Origin of the sequence: Shewanella sp. S23-S33, assembly GCF_043359565.1 — a bacterium.
Taxonomy (GTDB): domain Bacteria; phylum Pseudomonadota; class Gammaproteobacteria; order Enterobacterales; family Shewanellaceae; genus Shewanella; species Shewanella oncorhynchi.
This window is the reverse complement of the sequence record NZ_JBHFFD010000061.1, coordinates 246,471-263,357: the sequence shown is the minus strand read 5'-3', so window position 1 is coordinate 263,357 and position 16,887 is coordinate 246,471. Positions and strand designations below refer to the sequence as shown.

At 42.7% G+C, this 16,887-nt stretch carries 15 protein-coding genes and 1 tRNA gene; 10 read left to right on the top strand and 6 right to left on the bottom strand.

Annotation, left to right across the window (positions count from 1 at the left end; genetic code table 11):
• Both ACHA99_RS17155 and ACHA99_RS17150 read right to left on the bottom strand, forming a co-directional pair.
• A partial coding sequence (locus ACHA99_RS17155) for a hypothetical protein (RefSeq protein WP_393944034.1) occupies nucleotides 1–777 on the bottom strand: 777 nt, incomplete at its 3' end.
• 235 nt (nucleotides 778–1,012) lie between these two features.
• Entirely contained in the window at nucleotides 1,013–3,025 is a 2,013-nt protein-coding gene (locus tag ACHA99_RS17150) for a DUF3987 domain-containing protein (RefSeq protein WP_393944032.1), read from the bottom strand.
• A gap of 376 nt (nucleotides 3,026–3,401) precedes the next feature.
• Between ACHA99_RS17150 and ACHA99_RS17145 the strand changes: the two genes are divergently transcribed.
• The 7 genes from ACHA99_RS17145 to ACHA99_RS17115 all read left to right on the top strand — a co-directional run bounded on the left by ACHA99_RS17145 (nucleotide 3,402) and on the right by ACHA99_RS17115 (nucleotide 9,125).
• Nucleotides 3,402–4,064, top strand: coding sequence for a hypothetical protein (locus ACHA99_RS17145; RefSeq protein ID WP_393944030.1), 663 nt, complete (start codon nucleotides 3,402–3,404; stop codon nucleotides 4,062–4,064).
• A 145-nt stretch (nucleotides 4,065–4,209) separates the two neighbouring features.
• Nucleotides 4,210–5,145, top strand: a complete 936-nt coding sequence (locus tag ACHA99_RS17140) for a tyrosine-type recombinase/integrase (RefSeq protein WP_393944028.1) — start codon at nucleotides 4,210–4,212, stop codon at nucleotides 5,143–5,145.
• A complete protein-coding gene (locus tag ACHA99_RS17135; protein ID WP_393944026.1) occupies nucleotides 5,142–7,175 on the top strand; it encodes an AAA family ATPase in 2,034 nt (677 codons plus the stop codon). Before ACHA99_RS17140 ends, ACHA99_RS17135 begins: the two co-directional genes overlap by 4 nt.
• Nucleotides 7,176–7,217: 42 nt before the next feature.
• Nucleotides 7,218–7,724 (top strand): hypothetical protein, encoded by a 507-nt coding sequence (locus ACHA99_RS17130; RefSeq protein ID WP_393944024.1) that lies wholly within the window; start codon nucleotides 7,218–7,220, stop codon nucleotides 7,722–7,724.
• Nucleotides 7,725–7,793: 69 nt separating this feature from the next.
• Nucleotides 7,794–8,237 carry a JAB domain-containing protein gene (locus ACHA99_RS17125; RefSeq protein WP_115335485.1) on the top strand — a complete coding sequence of 148 codons (444 nt, stop codon included), beginning with the start codon at nucleotides 7,794–7,796 and terminating at the stop codon, nucleotides 8,235–8,237.
• Nucleotides 8,238–8,256: 19 nt separating this feature from the next.
• Complete coding sequence (locus ACHA99_RS17120; RefSeq protein WP_393944021.1) at nucleotides 8,257–8,661, top strand: DUF2787 family protein; 405 nt, start codon at nucleotides 8,257–8,259, stop codon at nucleotides 8,659–8,661.
• A gap of 131 nt (nucleotides 8,662–8,792) precedes the next feature.
• Nucleotides 8,793–9,125, top strand: a complete 333-nt coding sequence (locus ACHA99_RS17115) for a YegP family protein (RefSeq protein ID WP_011847750.1) — start codon at nucleotides 8,793–8,795, stop codon at nucleotides 9,123–9,125.
• 129 nt (nucleotides 9,126–9,254) lie between these two features.
• On the opposite strand, the gene ACHA99_RS17110 is transcribed toward ACHA99_RS17115, so the two are convergent.
• Nucleotides 9,255–9,341 (bottom strand) — tRNA-Leu (locus ACHA99_RS17110).
• Nucleotides 9,342–9,630: 289 nt separating this feature from the next.
• A complete protein-coding gene (locus ACHA99_RS17105) occupies nucleotides 9,631–11,220 on the bottom strand; it encodes a bacteriohemerythrin (RefSeq protein WP_105251482.1) in 1,590 nt (529 codons plus the stop codon).
• Nucleotides 11,221–11,531: 311 nt separating this feature from the next.
• Here ACHA99_RS17105 and ACHA99_RS17100 point away from each other — a divergent pair, with 311 nt between their 5' ends.
• Complete coding sequence (locus ACHA99_RS17100) at nucleotides 11,532–11,663, top strand: DUF3149 domain-containing protein (protein WP_105251481.1); 132 nt, start codon at nucleotides 11,532–11,534, stop codon at nucleotides 11,661–11,663.
• A 142-nt stretch (nucleotides 11,664–11,805) separates the two neighbouring features.
• Here ACHA99_RS17100 and ACHA99_RS17095 read toward each other — a convergent pair whose 3' ends face one another.
• Nucleotides 11,806–12,417 (bottom strand): superinfection exclusion B family protein, encoded by a 612-nt coding sequence (locus tag ACHA99_RS17095; protein ID WP_105251480.1) that lies wholly within the window; start codon nucleotides 12,415–12,417, stop codon nucleotides 11,806–11,808.
• Nucleotides 12,418–12,585: 168 nt separating this feature from the next.
• Between ACHA99_RS17095 and ACHA99_RS17090 the strand changes: the two genes are divergently transcribed.
• Nucleotides 12,586–14,211, top strand: coding sequence for an ATP-binding protein (locus ACHA99_RS17090; protein WP_393944018.1), 1,626 nt, complete (start codon nucleotides 12,586–12,588; stop codon nucleotides 14,209–14,211).
• An 86-nt stretch (nucleotides 14,212–14,297) separates the two neighbouring features.
• Here ACHA99_RS17090 and tcdA read toward each other — a convergent pair whose 3' ends face one another.
• Nucleotides 14,298–15,107 carry a tRNA cyclic N6-threonylcarbamoyladenosine(37) synthase TcdA gene (tcdA, locus tag ACHA99_RS17085; protein WP_393944016.1) on the bottom strand — a complete coding sequence of 270 codons (810 nt, stop codon included), beginning with the start codon at nucleotides 15,105–15,107 and terminating at the stop codon, nucleotides 14,298–14,300.
• A 426-nt stretch (nucleotides 15,108–15,533) separates the two neighbouring features.
• On the opposite strand from tcdA, the gene ACHA99_RS17080 reads away from it, so the two are divergent.
• Entirely contained in the window at nucleotides 15,534–16,598 is a 1,065-nt protein-coding gene (locus ACHA99_RS17080) for a porin (protein ID WP_393944014.1), read from the top strand.
• Nucleotides 16,599–16,887 lie beyond the last annotated feature (289 nt).

Sequence of the window (16,887 nt, the reverse complement as noted above, 5' to 3'; positions counted from 1 at the left end):
GCCAAGCCTCTGCGTTCCAACATGTAGGTTATTAGCTTTTTCGTTCAGAATAAAACCTCTGAGGTTGTTATTTGTACGTTCAAAGAATAAATAAGGTAACGGTACGCCTATCAGATCCATAGCGATATCCAGACGTGTTACATTAGCCTTTTCCATAATTTGCTGTGCATCATCACCTAATAGCGACTTAAACCACTCAAAAAAGGCGGTAATCTCGGCAGGACTGTGTCTTGCTGGATTTATTGATATTTTGACTAAACGCTGCTTTGGGCGCTCCTCTCTTACCTTTGGATGCAACCCCCAATAGACAATTATCTTCGAAGAGGCTTGATTCTCAAACATAGCGAAGCGTTGATATACTTCTTTGCTGCCCTTTAGATATTTAACAGGGCCCGTTTTAAACAGCTTAAAATGCTCTGTAGGCACAGATTTCATAGCCGTAGATAGCGTAGAAACCACTGACTCTGGCGCGTCTATAGTTAAGTACAGCATATCGACAAAAGGGATCGCACCGTATTCGAGCGGGTTCATCAATATTGCGCTCAGATAACGTTCCAGTTTTAATAGCCGAAAATGATTCAATCGCTCATTACTCGGCTTATCTTTAAACCATGCTTTAAGCTGTGTTTTAACTACTTTAGAAGGGTGATTAGATAGATTGGCAAGATCACATAATTGGTTAGTTGCTTGGGTATAAGCATTTACACCTGCTATGTAGGTGCTGCCAGAATGCACACTAATCACACTAGGAAGGGCTGTTTTATTAGACTTAGACATAGTTAGATCTCTATTCATGATCTCTATACTACACATATACTATATATACTAAGATACATACATATACATAATAATACTGTTGTATTATAGATAGTTACACTTGCATTAGTGTTGTTAGTGTGCATTTACAGTATGCCTGTAGATAGGTCACTAATCGTTTAGATATCTCGAAAACACACACTAATCACACTAGCGAATGGGTGGGGAAGTCATCCCCACTGTCACCCTAGTTGGCTCACCAAATAGCTTTAGGATTGATCTGCCAAAGTGTTGCACTACCTTTGTCGATTGGTTTCACAAGACCAAGTTTCTCGAGATAATGTAATGCATCTTGAATCGTCTCTTTTGCTTCATCTCCGCGCCCACTGAACCCCTTCCAATTACATTGCGCCATTTCAGACACTGACATTTTCTTATTGGCCCCTTTTTTCTTAAGCTTTTCGAATAGTTGTTTGGCCTCCTCCTGTTGAGCCATCCCCTCCACACCAAAGATTGTCATTGCATGTGACATCAAATAGGCAATGGTCTCCTCTACGTAGCTAAATGCTTCAGTCGAAATACACTCAATCTGTTTGAATGTTTCTGTATCGACGTCATAATTCAAAAACACTTGAAATATCAAAGCTAACTTACAAGATAACGCTTCATATTTACCCAATTGACTATGCATTAGGTGCTTTTGACTGTACTTGCTGCGTTCCTTTTGAATGTAAGTCACCAAATTTTCATAATCTTCTTGAGCCTTAGACGAAAAATGAATTAGTAGATGCTCGCCACTAAAATTTGCATCTCGTTTAGGATCCCATTTAGCAAGTGCATCAAAAAATTTCTTACACGTAATAGCTTTTAACTTTGAAAAACCACCTGAAACTAATGGATCATCAATGGCTGTCACGGGGAGTACCATCCATAAGAAACGATTTAACAAGCCATCATTGCCATGACCCAATTGAGCCGCACTAATGTAAGGTCCCAATACATCAGGTTGAATACCAGCGAGGACAGAAACTGCTGCTTTGTCGATTAATTTATCATCTTGATTAGCGCGAGATACGCTTAGACGCCCATTACCAGATTCGCTATTCAAAAAGACGCCTCTAAGTGCCGAAGATGTGGCATCTGGTCGTTCTAAACTTTTAAAGAATGCTCCACCTTCATCTGCGACATATGCAATTGGTCGACCAAGCAACATTAATTTGTAAAGAGCGGCAAGCGTCGTATCTGTAGTAATGTGAATGCCACGGTCATGAATAGGTGCAGGTAAAACCTTATCTATTTTCGCTTTGCATTCTTTCTCAATTTGATCAATTAATGCATTAGATTCACCTTCTTCATCACTACTTTTAAGTATTTGATTTAAAAAACCCTTAATACGCTGATTAATTGCTTGTTTAGCCATGTCAGCCTTACGTTCCCGCCCCTCATCACGTTGGTAGACACAGCTACTTGCATTACTTAAGGCTGCTAGCATTATGGGTGACTTACCTGATGCAGGATGCCCAACATTCATGACCCATATATTAGGGGATTCATAAGTCACAGAGTTGTTATTAACCGCAACTCTAAAGTCCTGAGCAAGGACAGCTCCCGTTAATCCCACTATTGAGCCAACAACATAATCGAAGTTAGGATTACCATGCTTACCGATTGACTTAGCGAGCTTTGACAATATTGGCGGAACAGTATGTACGTCAATAACTGAGGCACAATCGCCAATAGATGAGAGCGGTTTATGAGGAAGCCAACCATCAAAACCAATTCGGTTTGCGATCTCAAAATGTGTCAAAACCTTCGGTTCATTGGTGATTACAATATTACGATCACTCAAGCAAACATTATGTAGGACACGTAGTTCAACGTGAGGTAGTTCTTTAATTGATTTCAGTTGAGTTCGTTCATTGTGATCTCCCTTGCAACAGTACATCGCCACAAATGAACTTTTTACACTGTAATAATAGATTGCATCCTTAACCTGCTTAGAAAACACTTCTAAATCTTCACCAATACAGGCCTTTGGGAAAACAGCTTTAACGTAAAAGTACGACGGATCTTTGGGGATAATTTTCAAAAGTTTAACATCAGCTATAGATGATGGATTAACCTTTCTGCCGTCACGATCCCGAAGAGTGAGCAGTTTGAAATAATTACCACTCTTCATAGCGCACAATAAAGTTTCGAGTGCAAAATTTCGCTTTTCACTTGGACAAGCTTCAATCACTTCAAGGTTATTACGGTTGTTGATAGACATTTTTTAACTCCTGCTTTTATAAGATATGCATACTTTATGAAGCTAGGAGTAATTGGTAATCCCACATTTTCATGATTAAAGCCACGGATACTTACTACAAAGCAATCAAAATAAATAACATTAAAGTCAACTACTTACGGTGGAATAGTATTTTAAGGATTCCGAGGTTTTATGTTGTTTACTGAACGTTTATTGATAAAACAAACGATGTGAGACACGGGAATTAACTTGACTATTCAGAACCAAAAGATCTAACAATGTCTTGAAACCAAAGGGGATTAACAAAGATGCGCAAAACTCAATATCAGAGAAAATTTGGCTCTAATAGTGATTCAAAAAATGTCGGATGATAAATAGTAACAAAATGGATATATATATGAATAAGAATTATGGAACTCAAGAAAACCCAATTAGACGAATTCAAGATAACTTCAAACGAGAACTAATTTCTCGCTGCAAAGACATCTGCGAGGAAGGATTAGAGACCGCTCCCGATTTAGGCAAGCTTAGAGGTGCAAGCGATTACAGTGATGACGAATACACATTTATAACAAATATCATTACCAATCAGCAATTAAGCCATAACGCCGTTAGGGTAGGTTGTTTTTTGTACATTTATGAGACAACCAATTTTGAAGAACTGGTGTTCGACCTTTCTGATTTCAACAAAAAGTTTAAAGATAAAAATTTAGCAGATGGGACTAGCGATGACTTTGTCTATGTTATTTCAGCGAAAAGCTCTCAACCTGAAATTCTTTGGTTACCAATTAAGCACCTACTAAAGCTCCTCATGGACGCAGGTATAATGCTTAACAGACAAGAGTTAATTGCCTGTCTTATCGAATTACATGAGTTCTACTACATCACCGCTACTGAAATTTGTTATGAAAATAGCCTTGAGCATTACAAAGCGACAGGAGAAGTGAAGAAACTCGGTTCTGATAGTAATCTAGTGCATATTCACTTAACGACCTCTATGCAGAAAAAAGCATTAACAACTAAGTGGCTCTCCTATACCAAAAATCGAATGTATACCTAACATTTTATTTATCCTAACCGTGTCAAAAACAGTGGCTGAAATTTAGTCCTCAAAGTGATATTATAAACGTGTTTCTAGTATCACTTTTCCCTTCTCGTTCAACCCTCTAAACACAATTCAATTTATACACTTACTGGAGTTCTCTATGACTACAGCGACCCCTTATGCGCTGTATTTGAGCCGCCTGTCTATTAATAGTCAGCGCTCTATCAGCTCACAAATGCGCAGTATTGCGCGACTCATGCAGTGGCAAGAAGACTGTCTCGATGACAAACTGTGTCAGATAGACTATCAACAAGCGCTGCAAATACGCGCAATGATGACCCATGCGCAGTGGTCAGCACGTTCCATCAACCGCGCCATGATAACGATTAAGAATATCGTCAAAGTAGCGGCCTTGATGAACAAAGCCGATTTATCGCAGGTCGCAAACTTGCAGACCATCAATCAGGTAAAGCACGGTGAGCATCAAGGTACGCCGTTAAGCACAGAGCAAGTGACCGCAGTATTGGATTACTGTAAAACGCAAAAAGGCACCTTTGCTACCCGTAATCTGGTGATATTTAGCCTGTTCTTGGGCACTGGGTTGCGCCGTAGTGAGTTATCGACGTTGATGCTGAGTGACTACGATGCCAACTTGCATACCCTGACCGTAGCTGCGGGTAAAGGTAACAAGAGTCGCACCTTGTTCTTACCTGAATGGGTAGAGAAAAATCTGTTGGCATGGCTTAAGTTACGTCAGCGCCAGCAGGGTTATTTAGTGTGTAAGTCGACACTGACAGGCAAGCTTAAGCTAACCGAGCCAACCACCCCAACGGCTTTATATCGGTTAGTTAAAGATACCTTGTATGAGCTAGGGGTAGATAACGTATCGCCCCATGATTTACGCCGTACCTTTATTACTCGCTTGCTTGAGCAAAATGTGGATATCAATACCGTGCGCCAAATGGCAGGACACGCCGATATCAGTACCACTACCATTTACGATAAACGTGACCATGCGTTTATGAAGCAAGCCGCTGCGATGCTGGATTACATTCCGCCTGAAAAGCCTATTAAACGGGGGCGCGGCAGTCGATGATAAACGTCAAACCCATCGCTAAACACGCTAAGCATTGTTACTACCTTGCAACTCAAATCGCCGAAGACTTATTGCTGTCAGCCGTCAATTATGGCTTTGAATATATGCCGTCCTATGCGATTAACTCGTTAGTGGGTATCAAGCTACAACATGGCATTAATCATGATATCGACAGCACCCTAGCGTTGTTTCCGCTAAAGGATAATTACCCTCTAATGGCAGAAACGGTGCAGCACAATGCGCGGTTTCTGTGTGAACTGTTTAAGCTAGATGCCGCAATGAAACCCATGATGGTGCTCATCATCATGCTCAATGCCAATGCAGGGCTCAAAGAGTTGCTTAACCTGTTAGCTGACTATGATACGGATATCCTCATTCATTGGTTAGAGCATGAGACGGGGCTTAGCAGTGATGATATTCATGGGCAACTAGAACCTTTAGCCCGTAATCGCTTTATTGAGGGAGCAGCATTACTCCTACCGCATTTGTTGAGAATACCGGAGCCGTTTAGGGTATTGCTGGTGACTGAAAAGCTCACTCGCCGTGAAGCCTTGCTCGCGCCGATTATCAAACACAGCCCCACAGCGCAGTTCAAGCTTAAACAATTTGAGCATGTGAATGCCGATTTAGTGTATCGCTATCTAAGGGCGGCCATGGCTCAGCGGCTTAAAGGGGTTAACATTTTACTCTATGGGGCTGCGGGTACAGGTAAAACCGAGCTATCTCGCACCTTAGCAAAGGCACTGCGGCGCAGCTTAGTGGAAGTGCAAAGTGTGCAGTTTGAGGATGGTAAAGTGACTGATGAGTTCTTGAGTAAAGAGCCCACTAGCCAACGCTTAACCTACCTTAATCTACTGCAAAGCTTGCTCGATGGCTCAGATGAAAGCCTGTTATTGGTTGATGAATGCGAAAGCGTGTTTAAGCATGCCGATGAGCATTACTCCAAAGAAGGCTTAATGCGCTTACTGGAAACCAATCCTGTGCCTGCTATTTGGATTACTAACCATGTATCCCAACTTGAACCAAGCTACATACGCCGCTTTAAGTTAGTAATGGAAATCCCTGTACCCGATGAAGCCTTTAGCTTTGCCATGAGTAAAACCATGCTGAAATCACTTAAGGTATCGGATGCGTTTCGCTTGGTGTTAGCCAGTAAATCTAATGCCGCTCCGGCATATATTGCGAACGCCGCCCATGTGGCAAGTACCTTAGCCTTAACAGGGGATGAGGCTGAAATCGTGGTATTGGATGTTATCGATGCCACCCTTGAAGCCTGCGGGGAAGAGCCGCCAGCGGCTAAGTATCAAGGCCAGCTAAGCTTTGACCCGAGTTGCTTAAACCTTAACGCCATCGACGGACAAGATGCACAGTCCATTATCAATGATATCGACACCGCAATAGCCAACAGTCTGCCTGTTAGGGTGTTACTCAATGGTCCCCCAGGTACAGGCAAAACAGGTTGGGTACATCACTTAGCTGAAACCCACGGCATGGATATCATGCACATCAAGTGCTCTGATGTACTGAGTAAGTATGTCGGTGAGAGCGAGCAGAACATTGCAGCGCTGTTTAGAGAAGCGCACAGAACAAAGAAGCTGATGCTCTTTGATGAAGTCGATAGCTTGCTCAGTCAGCGTGAGAGCGCTCAAGCGCAGTATGAAGTGCAGCTCATCAACGAACTGCTGTCACAGCTTGAATGCAATACCATGCCTGTGTTTGCCGCGACCAATGCACTCAGCGCTATCGATAGCGCAGTGATGCGCCGCTTTGACTTTAAACTGACCTGTGACTATCTGACTGAAAGCCAGCGCCAGACCTTGTATCGACAGGTACTAGGGATTAACAAACTCACAGTGATAGAGGTTGACCAACTTCACGCACTACAACAATTAACGCCCGGCGACTTCGCTATCGTAGCAAGGCGCATGTTATTTCAACCTAACCACAACCACAGAGCCACCGCGATTGCTCTGTTAACCCAAGAAAACAACCGTAAACAAGCCACGCGCCGCATTGGCTTTATCAACTAACCCCAGCAACACAACCCACTAAACAGTTAAAAGGAACACCCCATGACAACATTATTGAGTTCGCTCAAGGTTATCGCTCGCCCTGAAATCGCCGTTAAGCCGCCTATCATCGGCAAAAGAACCCGCTTGGTTGACAAGCTGAAGCAGCAATTGGATATGGCCGAATGCTTTATCCAAGGCAGCGAGTTTGAAGCCTACCGCGAGAAAAGTGTCAAAGACCCAGAGACAGGAGAGCGTAAGAAGGTGCGCCGCCGTATCACAGTGCGCCCATGGTACTACAACAGTGAAGGTCACTATTACTTCGAAGTCCGTATCGGGATTAAGCCTATCGAACTGGTAAAGGATAAACCCGCCATTGATGTCGGTGATAAAACCCTGCTACCTGACACCATTAAGCTGATTATCGATGCCGTAGAGAAAGGAGAGCTAGATGAGTTCATCCTCAAGGCATCTAAGTTCCCGACCAAGAAGGCTAAGGCTAGCGCTGAGGCCAGCACAGGCGCAAAGAGTGAGGCGAAGAGCGATACCTCAGCCAAAACCACCAAGTAATGCACACACTATCAGGAGCAGAAGGAAGCCCCTTCTCTCCTGAGTCTTTATCATCTATAGGGATAGACCATGGCGATTATCCGAGAAATCAATGTCAAATATCAGTTCAAAGAAACCCAGTGCGCCTTGGCCGAGCAAGCCATCACACGGCCTGAAGATACCGCGCAGGTATTTGACTACCTTAAGCATGAAACCAAAGAAATGTTTATCGTGGCAAACCTGACAACCCAGCACACCATTAATTGCGTGGAAGTCGTGGCGACAGGTTCCGTGAATGGCATCAGTATGCGACCTGTCGAAGTGTTACGCACGGCCGTTATTCTGAATATGCCCAGCGTTATCCTTGTTCATAACCACCCTTCAGGCGATCCAACACCAAGCACAAGCGATATCCAATTCACCCGTAAAGTCATTGAGTGCGCCAAAGTGCTGGATATCAATGTCCTCGACCATGTGATTATTGGCCTTAACCGCTTTACCAGCCTTCGCGAAACCCACAGCGATTTGTTCTAACACCAACTAAGGACACACAATGAATACCATTAATCAAGAGTTGGCCTTGCCTGTCTCTGACAGACTGCTATTGGCATTAACCCCGTTTATCAGTAACCAACCCCACAATGCCGTGACAATTAACTTTCGTGATCCGGATTACAGCCCACAACGGGGTGGCTTTCATCCTGTGGAGATAAGGCTAGAGAAACACGCCGAGCAATGGCAGTTATGCTACATCACCGACTTTTGCTATGTCGGCTATCAGGGACAATGGGAGTTGGTTAAAGAACTGGACTTTGACTTTAGCAGCGGCGTATTTCAAAGCATTAGCGGCCTATTAGTCATTGAAGCAGCAATAGAGTTTTACCCGATATGGGAACAAAACTTCCTGTGCTACTGGCAAGAGCTAGAGGTTTTTAATGTCAGTGTGTCGGCAGATTAACCCTCAAAACACTCAAAACCGCCGCAAATGTCACCTATTAAACACGCTAAAGTCGACTACACTGATGCTCAAGCAGGAAATGTCTTCCTTGCTTGCGCTATGGACTGTCTTAAAGAATAAGGAGCAAACCCATGTCAGGATGGTATGAATTAAGTAAAAGCAGTAATGAGCAATTTAAGTTTGTATTAAAGGCGGGAAATGGAGAGGTTATTCTCACCAGCGAGCTTTACACAGGTAAGAGTGGCGCGTTGAACGGTATTGAATCCGTGCAAACCAACTCCCCAATCGAAGCCCGATATGCCAAAGAAGTGGCTAAAAACGAGAAGCCTTATTTCAACCTCAAAGCAGCCAACCATCAAATCATTGGCACTAGCCAAATGTATTCGAGCACTGCTGCAAGAGATAACGGGATTAAGTCGGTGATGGAGAATGGAAAAACAACCACCATCAAAGATTTGACCTAGGCAAGTATGCCCAGTGTGGTGCTTTGCAGGAAGGAAAGTGATGAACTCTAGCAAAGCAGCGAGTTGGTAAGTATCTAACATGACTGAATTTTAGGTACAAAAAAACCGACACTAAGGTCGGCTTTGAAGTGGTACCAGTGGCCAGACTCGAACTGGCACGCTTTTAAGGGCGCGGGATTTTGAATCCCGTGTGTCTACCGATTTCACCACACTGGCATAATCTTCAATCTATAAAACTTTGCAAATCTTTGCAAGTGAACTTTTTAAAAATAACTATTTATATCATCAGCTTAGTGAAACTAAACCGTAAACACTGTGACTTTTGAATCCCCTGTGTCTACCGATTTCACCACACTGGCATATCAAATATGCACTTAGAAGCAATCAAAACAACTGGCTGTCTCTAAGTGCTGGGAATTATACCTTTGCTTATGACAATGGCAAGTCTTTTGCCGCGACTTTAATACAAATTGCATTTAACCGCTCAAAAATCATGCTCTTGGGGTTATTCTGCGCCATGGGATAATAAAAAAGCGGTATATTCTTTATCACTTTTTTGAATATGGTTTACCAACCAAGCTTTCAAGAAAGCCATTAATTCGTCGGCAACATCTTCACCTCTAACAACTCGCTTTTGAAAATCAAGTACTTGCCCAACTAACTTGCCGTGTTTTTCCTTGTGGCTGTCAGTTTGAGGGTAACCAAAACGCGCAAAGAGTTCCTCTTCATAGGCAAAGTGATTGGCCGTGTAATCTACTAACCCTTGCACGATACGTTTGATGGCTTCGAGTCCATACTCTTCATTTAATGTGCGGTGTAATTCATTGATCAATGAGACTAAGCGCTGATGTTGACGATTGATCTCTGGCATTCCTATGTCTAACTCAGGCCCCCATTTCACAAAGAGTTTATTTTGCGCCTGACTCGAATTAAAAAATGCCGCATTCACATGGAACCGATGCAGCAAGGAGCCGATTTCCTGCGACATGTTATACACTTTCAAACTCGATAAGTTAGTGTTATTGGTGTGGGAGGCATTACTCAGGGCTAGCTCAGCCATCACACTGATATTTTTATTAATTTCCTCTGCTACTGTATGTTGTTGTCCCGATGCCGTGGCGATTTGGTGGGACATATCGGTAATGGTCTCCACCTGAGCGACAATCTGCCCGAGTGCACTGTGAGCTTGATCAACCATATCAGCCGTTTCGTCGGCAATCGCCACGTTTTTCAACATGACTTCAACACCATGTTGTGCGCCTTTTTGTAATGCGGCGATTTGCTGCTGGATCTCAACCGTGGCTTCGGATGTTCGTTTAGCGAGATTACGCACTTCATCGGCGACTACAGCAAAACCGCGACCATGTTCACCCGCTCTCGCACTTTCAATGGCAGCATTTAAGGCGAGTAAATTGGTCTGTTCGGCCACCTGCGAAATGGTTTCAATAATACTACTGATATTGTTGCTGTCGGCGGCCAAGTGCTCGATCACGGTTCGAGTATCATGGATCTGTTGCGACATAGCGCCAATTTTAGTGACTATGCCATTCATGATTTGATCACCGCGCTTAGCAGAACTTTGGGCAATATCAGCTGCCTGCGCAGCACTCACCGCATTTTGCGATACAGCTTGTACGCTTGAAACCATCTGCGTCATCGCACTGGCTGCCAGTTCCGTTTGATGCTCTTGCTCTAACACGCCTTGCTTTGCCTGTTCACTGATAACCTTGATATCCGAGGCGACTTTTTTCATCCCTTCACAGGTATCAGATAAAGACAAAATCGTACGGCTGACATCTTCACCCATGCGATTAATGTTATGTACTACCTTAATGAACACACCCGCATCTTTCTCTTCCAATTGATAACTCAAATCTCCCTCGCCTAAGTGGTGTGCTGCACGCTCAAGTTGTCTCAAATTACGAATTAATTTATTGATGTTGAACATTAAAATGGCGGCGAGCGCGCTTAAACACAAAATGGCAACAAAGTGCCCTGTGATCACCAAACAATAGAGGGGATAAATCAACAACAATAGTGGCGCAAAGATAGAATTATATCCCATTGAATCCTTGTGACTTTTTTTAGAATCCATTTTTTACTCCTTTAAAAAACTGATATCGCGCCTTCATATAAAAACAAGAACGAATAAATGGAATAGCGCGTTAACTAAATATCGATCGAGTTGAATAGGTTAATCCTAGACGCTAACGGAAGAAGAAACAAAGCTAAATTGTTTGAACTCGTCGCTGTTAAGCACACCCTTAAATTTGACCAAGATCACAGAGTTAACTAAGGGTTATGACTTTGTATTCCTATGTCGATTTTTTATTGATCGAGATCAGTATTTTAGCTATCGAATACCGCTAATTTAGCGAGGACTTCACAGGAAAGAGGATTTCAGTCATGGCATTTTGGTTAGATCTGATGTTTGGTAACCCCATAGGCTTACTTTCAATGATCGTTATCTTTAGCACAATAGGGATAGTGTCTTATATCACTTGGATGTTCATTGTGAAGTCGGCACCGAAACCATAGTTTTTGCTCCAGTTGTTCTTCATGTTTCTTGTATAAATGCAAAATGTAGGGGGTCTTATCACCCCCATTTTTTTGTTGTCTCGCATGTTAAAAATGCTAACTAAAACATAGCTAGCACTCATCCGAGTGAGGTAGAACACGCCTATGCTGCGTGTTTTCTGTTTTGTACTAATCCATTCAAAAATTGCGGACGCGCCTTAATCAACGACTGCATTTCTTCTTGGCTCGGCTCACCTGCAGGCAAACGCAGCACATCACGGTTGAGGTACATACGCGCTTTCATGGCAATCTTATAGTCAGCGGTCGGTCCCTGAATCGCATAATGGCGCTCGTTACCGAGCTTTTCTAAGATGCAGGCATTCACTAAACTTTTTACAGCGGGTTCATTTTGCGGCAGAGTCAAAATCGTGGCGCCTTGAAGAAAGAATTCCCTCACTAAAGCTCGCTCAGCGGGATCAAGTAGATTCACTTTAGCTTCAATCGTCTCAATAACGCGCTTATCACTTAAATGACGGATAGACTCATCTAAGCCTAAATTAATTAATTGACTCAAAAAATAAGCGATAGAAACGATTAGACCTAATCCAACAAACTGTGCATGTTCTGGCACAAATTTATCGAGCGCCAGCACTGCCAGCACATTAGGGGGAATAAGAAGTAAGACAGAACAACTCACCATAAGCCACAGCATGACTCTAAACATCATTTTCTTCGGGCTAAAAAACTTAACTGAATCCAGCTTGAGTTTAAACATAGTGCTATCCCAGTGACAAAAAATTGAACTTATCGGCTAATAAGCAAATTTAATGCCACAAATGAAGACATATTTCGTTGATTTTATCTGCGAGAAAATGCACTTTCTGGATCTGTAGGTCTATGCTTATAAGCATCTCAAGCCGCTATTGCATAAAGAAAATTTAAGATGCTGACATTCTTTAGCCAACTTATCAAAAGCCCCATAGGCAGGCACCTTACCCTGTCTATTGTACTTTTTAGTTCTGTTATCACCTTAATCACCACTGCGTATCAGTTGATTAGTGATTATCGCAATGATGTAGTGCGTATCGATAGAGTATTTTCCAACATGGAAAAGGTGAACTTAGATGTGCTCGCCGCCAGTATTTGGGTTATTGACGAGCGGCTCATTAACACTCAGCTCAATGGGCTAATTCAGCTGCCCGATATTAACTATATTTCGATTAAAGATGACAGCGGCCAAGCATGGAATGCAGGCGAGCAGAAACAAGAACACTCCTTAGATAAAACCTTTCCTTTAGTCTATAAATCACCGACTGAAAACATCAATGTCGGCACACTCGAAATACAAGTCGATGTCGATGCTATCTATCAACGCTTGTATGATAAGGCCATTATCATTCTGCTTTCTAATGGCATTAAAACCTTCTTAGTGGCTGGGTTTATTCTATTTTTAGTGTGGTTCAACATTACTAAACACTTAGATAAACTCAGCCAATACTGCAAAAATATCGACATAGACCATGAATATGAGCCACTACAATTTGACCGTCATGAAAAAATTGATGAATTCAAACAAGTCGCCGATTCCATCAATAGCATGCAAGTGCAACTTAGAAGCTCATTTAGCGCCTTAAAGAATTCTAAGACGGAACTGCAAATAGCCTTAGAAGATAGAGAGCGGCTACTGAAGCTCGAACGTAGCTATAAAGAAGAGCTAGCAAGACAAGTTAAAGAAAGAACACTAGAGTTAGAACAATCCCTTAGCGCACTAAAACGAGCACAACAGGTTTTAGTTGAGCAAGAAAAAATGGCGGCCTTGGGTGGACTCGTGTCAGGGGTTGCCCATGAGATAAACACCCCAATTGGCATTTGTTTGACGGCGGCGAGTGCGCAGCTCAGCCATATTGAAGAACTAATCGACCTGATCCACAGCGATCAAGCCACATTAGATGAGATAAATGAAATACTTAATGAGTACCAAGAAAGCTGTGAACTCATTGTCCGTAATATCACTAAAGCCAGTAGTTTAATTCAAAAATTTAAAACGATCGCCATCGATCGCAGTCATGAAGAACACCAATGCTGTAATCTAAACCAGCAGCTACATGAAATCCTAGAGTCGACATTAATTATGCATCCCAATGTTAACGCCTCAACGGAGATCAACGTGGAGCCTACACTCAATATCAAAACCAATATCAGTTTGTTAAATCAAATTGTTAGTAATATTCTCTCGAACGCCTTTACCCATGCATTCCAAGGACATGAAGACAATCTTATCCACATTAATGCGACTTTGGATGAAGAATCAATTCAAATCAGCATTCAAAATAATGGCTTAGCCATTCCAGCCGATGTTGCTGAGCACATGTTCGACCCCTTCTTTACTACAAATCGTAATAAAGGTGGTACTGGCTTAGGATTATCAGCAGCCTTTAATGCCGCAACACTGTTGAAAGGCACTATGAGTTATCGCGCAGACTCAAAACTAGGCGGCCCACAATTTGATATTAAATTTCCATACACTCAATGTGAACCAGTCAATAATCAACAAGATTTTTATATCTAGCTATAACCTAATGAAATTACATAATATTGAAGGGGTATCATCGCCCTTGAAAGCGGTGATATCTTGACTGAATCTAGGTTAAGAGTTTAAACCGCCTCTTGAGCCTGCTGTGCCAATCGCGCTAATACGCGACTTGCCGCCACAAAACCAAATGTCCCAGTGACCATAGTTACAGCCCCAAAACCAGAAGCACAATCCATCCTCATGCTGCCATCAGCCGCCGCTTTAGTACCGCACACTGAGCCATCGGCTTGGGGATACACTAACTGCTCACTGGAAAAAACAGCATCGATAGCAAACCGGCGTTGCAGGTTTTTAGAGAAGTTATACTCGCGGCGCAAAATATTACGCACTTTGGCTAGCAAAGGATCTTGGTAGGTTTTAGCGAGATCAGTTAACTGAATTTGCGTCGGATCTGTCTGTCCACCCGCACCGCCCACTGTCACTATCTTAATTTTTTGACGTTTACACCAAGCAATTAACGCAGCCTTCTGCTTAACGGCATCAATACAATCAATAACATAATCAATATTGCCACCCTCTTTAGCTCCAAGCAAATACTCGCCTAGATTATCCAATGTAATAAAATCTTCAATTTCATTCACTTGGCAATCAGGATTAATTTCACGGATCCGTTGTGCCATCACAGCAACTTTAGAACCGCCGATGGTGGAGCTAAGAGCATGTATTTGTCGGTTAGTATTAGTGACACAGATATCATCTAAATCTATCAAGCTTATCTGCCCTATGCCGCTCCGCGCTAAGGCCTCTGCCGCCCAAGTCCCGACGCCACCAATGCCAATCACCATCACATGGGATGTGGCAAATTTAGCCAACGCCTTTTGTCCATACAAACGGCCAATTCCGCCAAATCGATTTTGATAGGCCTCAGTCATAAATACTTACCTTATATTACCCAATAACAGCAGGAGCGCTTGCACTAGCATCCAGTAGACACCAGCTGGGACAGCTTAAAAGCAACACCAGAAATGTGCCGTGGATTCTAAACGATATCGACATAAACCGAAATCAGATCCTCAGCCACCAAACACCAGATGCAAAGGGATACGAATACTAAATGAGTGTAATAAAAGCAAAGGCCCATCATTTACAACCGAGTCATTTGGTAATCGACTTAATAAAAACCTGTATTTCACTTGTAAAACAATATGTTGAATAAACCACTCTTTACATAAAACTTGATCAAGATCACACTTTATCACTTCAAGTCTGTGCAGACTTTGCCGCATAAAAGCTCAACAGCATGCATAGATACTGAAGTTATCAATGCATATAACAGCGATAAGCACAGGAAAATGAAGATGAAAAAGAATCTACTGACGACGGCTATTATTTCTAGCCTCACACTCTATTCATTCACAGCACTCGCCGATGGCCCTGAATTCTATGGCCATGCTGATCTTGCCATTACCAATTCAGACACAGGTTATGCAACTCAAAACCAAAAGGAGGGCACTGTTCTTGAAAACAACTTCTCTTGGTTAGGCGTAAAAGGTTCTGAAGCTGTAAGCCCTTACTTTGACATCATTTATCAAATGGAATTTGGTGTCGAAAACTTTGACAACTCAAATAAAACCTTCAATGCCCGTAATACATTCCTAGGTATCAGAAGTGCCGCAGGTACCGCTTTAGTGGGTCGTAACGATACCGTATTTAAAGCAGCTGAAGGTAGCTTCGATCTTTTCGGTAATACCAATGCTGATATCGACTTACTGGTTGCAGGCCAAACACGCTCCGCCGATGGCATTTCTTACTATTCACCTAAAATTGCCGATCTCGTGACGCTTAATGCCACTTATCTGATGAGTGATAACTATGACCAAGTGGATAGCAATGGCAACGACGTGTATAGCAAAGATCAAATGTATGCTCTGAGCGCCACCTTAGGAGATAAAGCCTTTAAAGCACAAAACTACTATGTCGCTGCCGCCTATAGTGATGGTATTGATAACGTCGAAGCCTACCGTGGTGTGGCCCAAGCTAAATTCGGTGACGTAATCTTAGGTGCCTTATATCAACACAGTGAGCATGTAGATGATAAGTTTGCCAATCTCTCAGGCGATACCTATTTTGTCAACGCAGCCTACATAATTGGCGACTTAAAACTAAAGATGATGTACGGCAAAGATGACTCAGGTTTAGGAAAGTACGTGAGCCGTTATGTTGGCGACCAAAACAACAGTGGCCTAGAACAGGTCAGTGATGTTGACCTGCAACAGTTCAGTGTGGGGGCTGATTACCGCCTGAGCACTAAGACTATGGTCTATGGTCACTACACACGCTTTGATGGTGATCTTATGTTGGCCGATGTAAAGCAAGACCTGAATGACAACATCTTTACTGTTGGTTTACGCGTTGATTTTTAAATAGATTAATCAACTAACCCCAAGGTTATTTATTGATAAAAAAGCGGCTTCGGCCGCTTTTTCTGCTTAGATATCGCCCCCAAACACAAATCTATAACTAATATGACAGACTTGCTACAGCATTAGTATATGCTACAGTTACCCTCGCCGACGCACTATCTAAGGCAATCCGCCTTACCTACCACTTAAGTAGTAAGTGAAAAATAGAGTTTTACCCCTTTCAGGTAAATTTGCAGTCAAGATATAAGGAAAGATCCCAGAAATGGCCCGAATATAGGCAAGGAGAGCC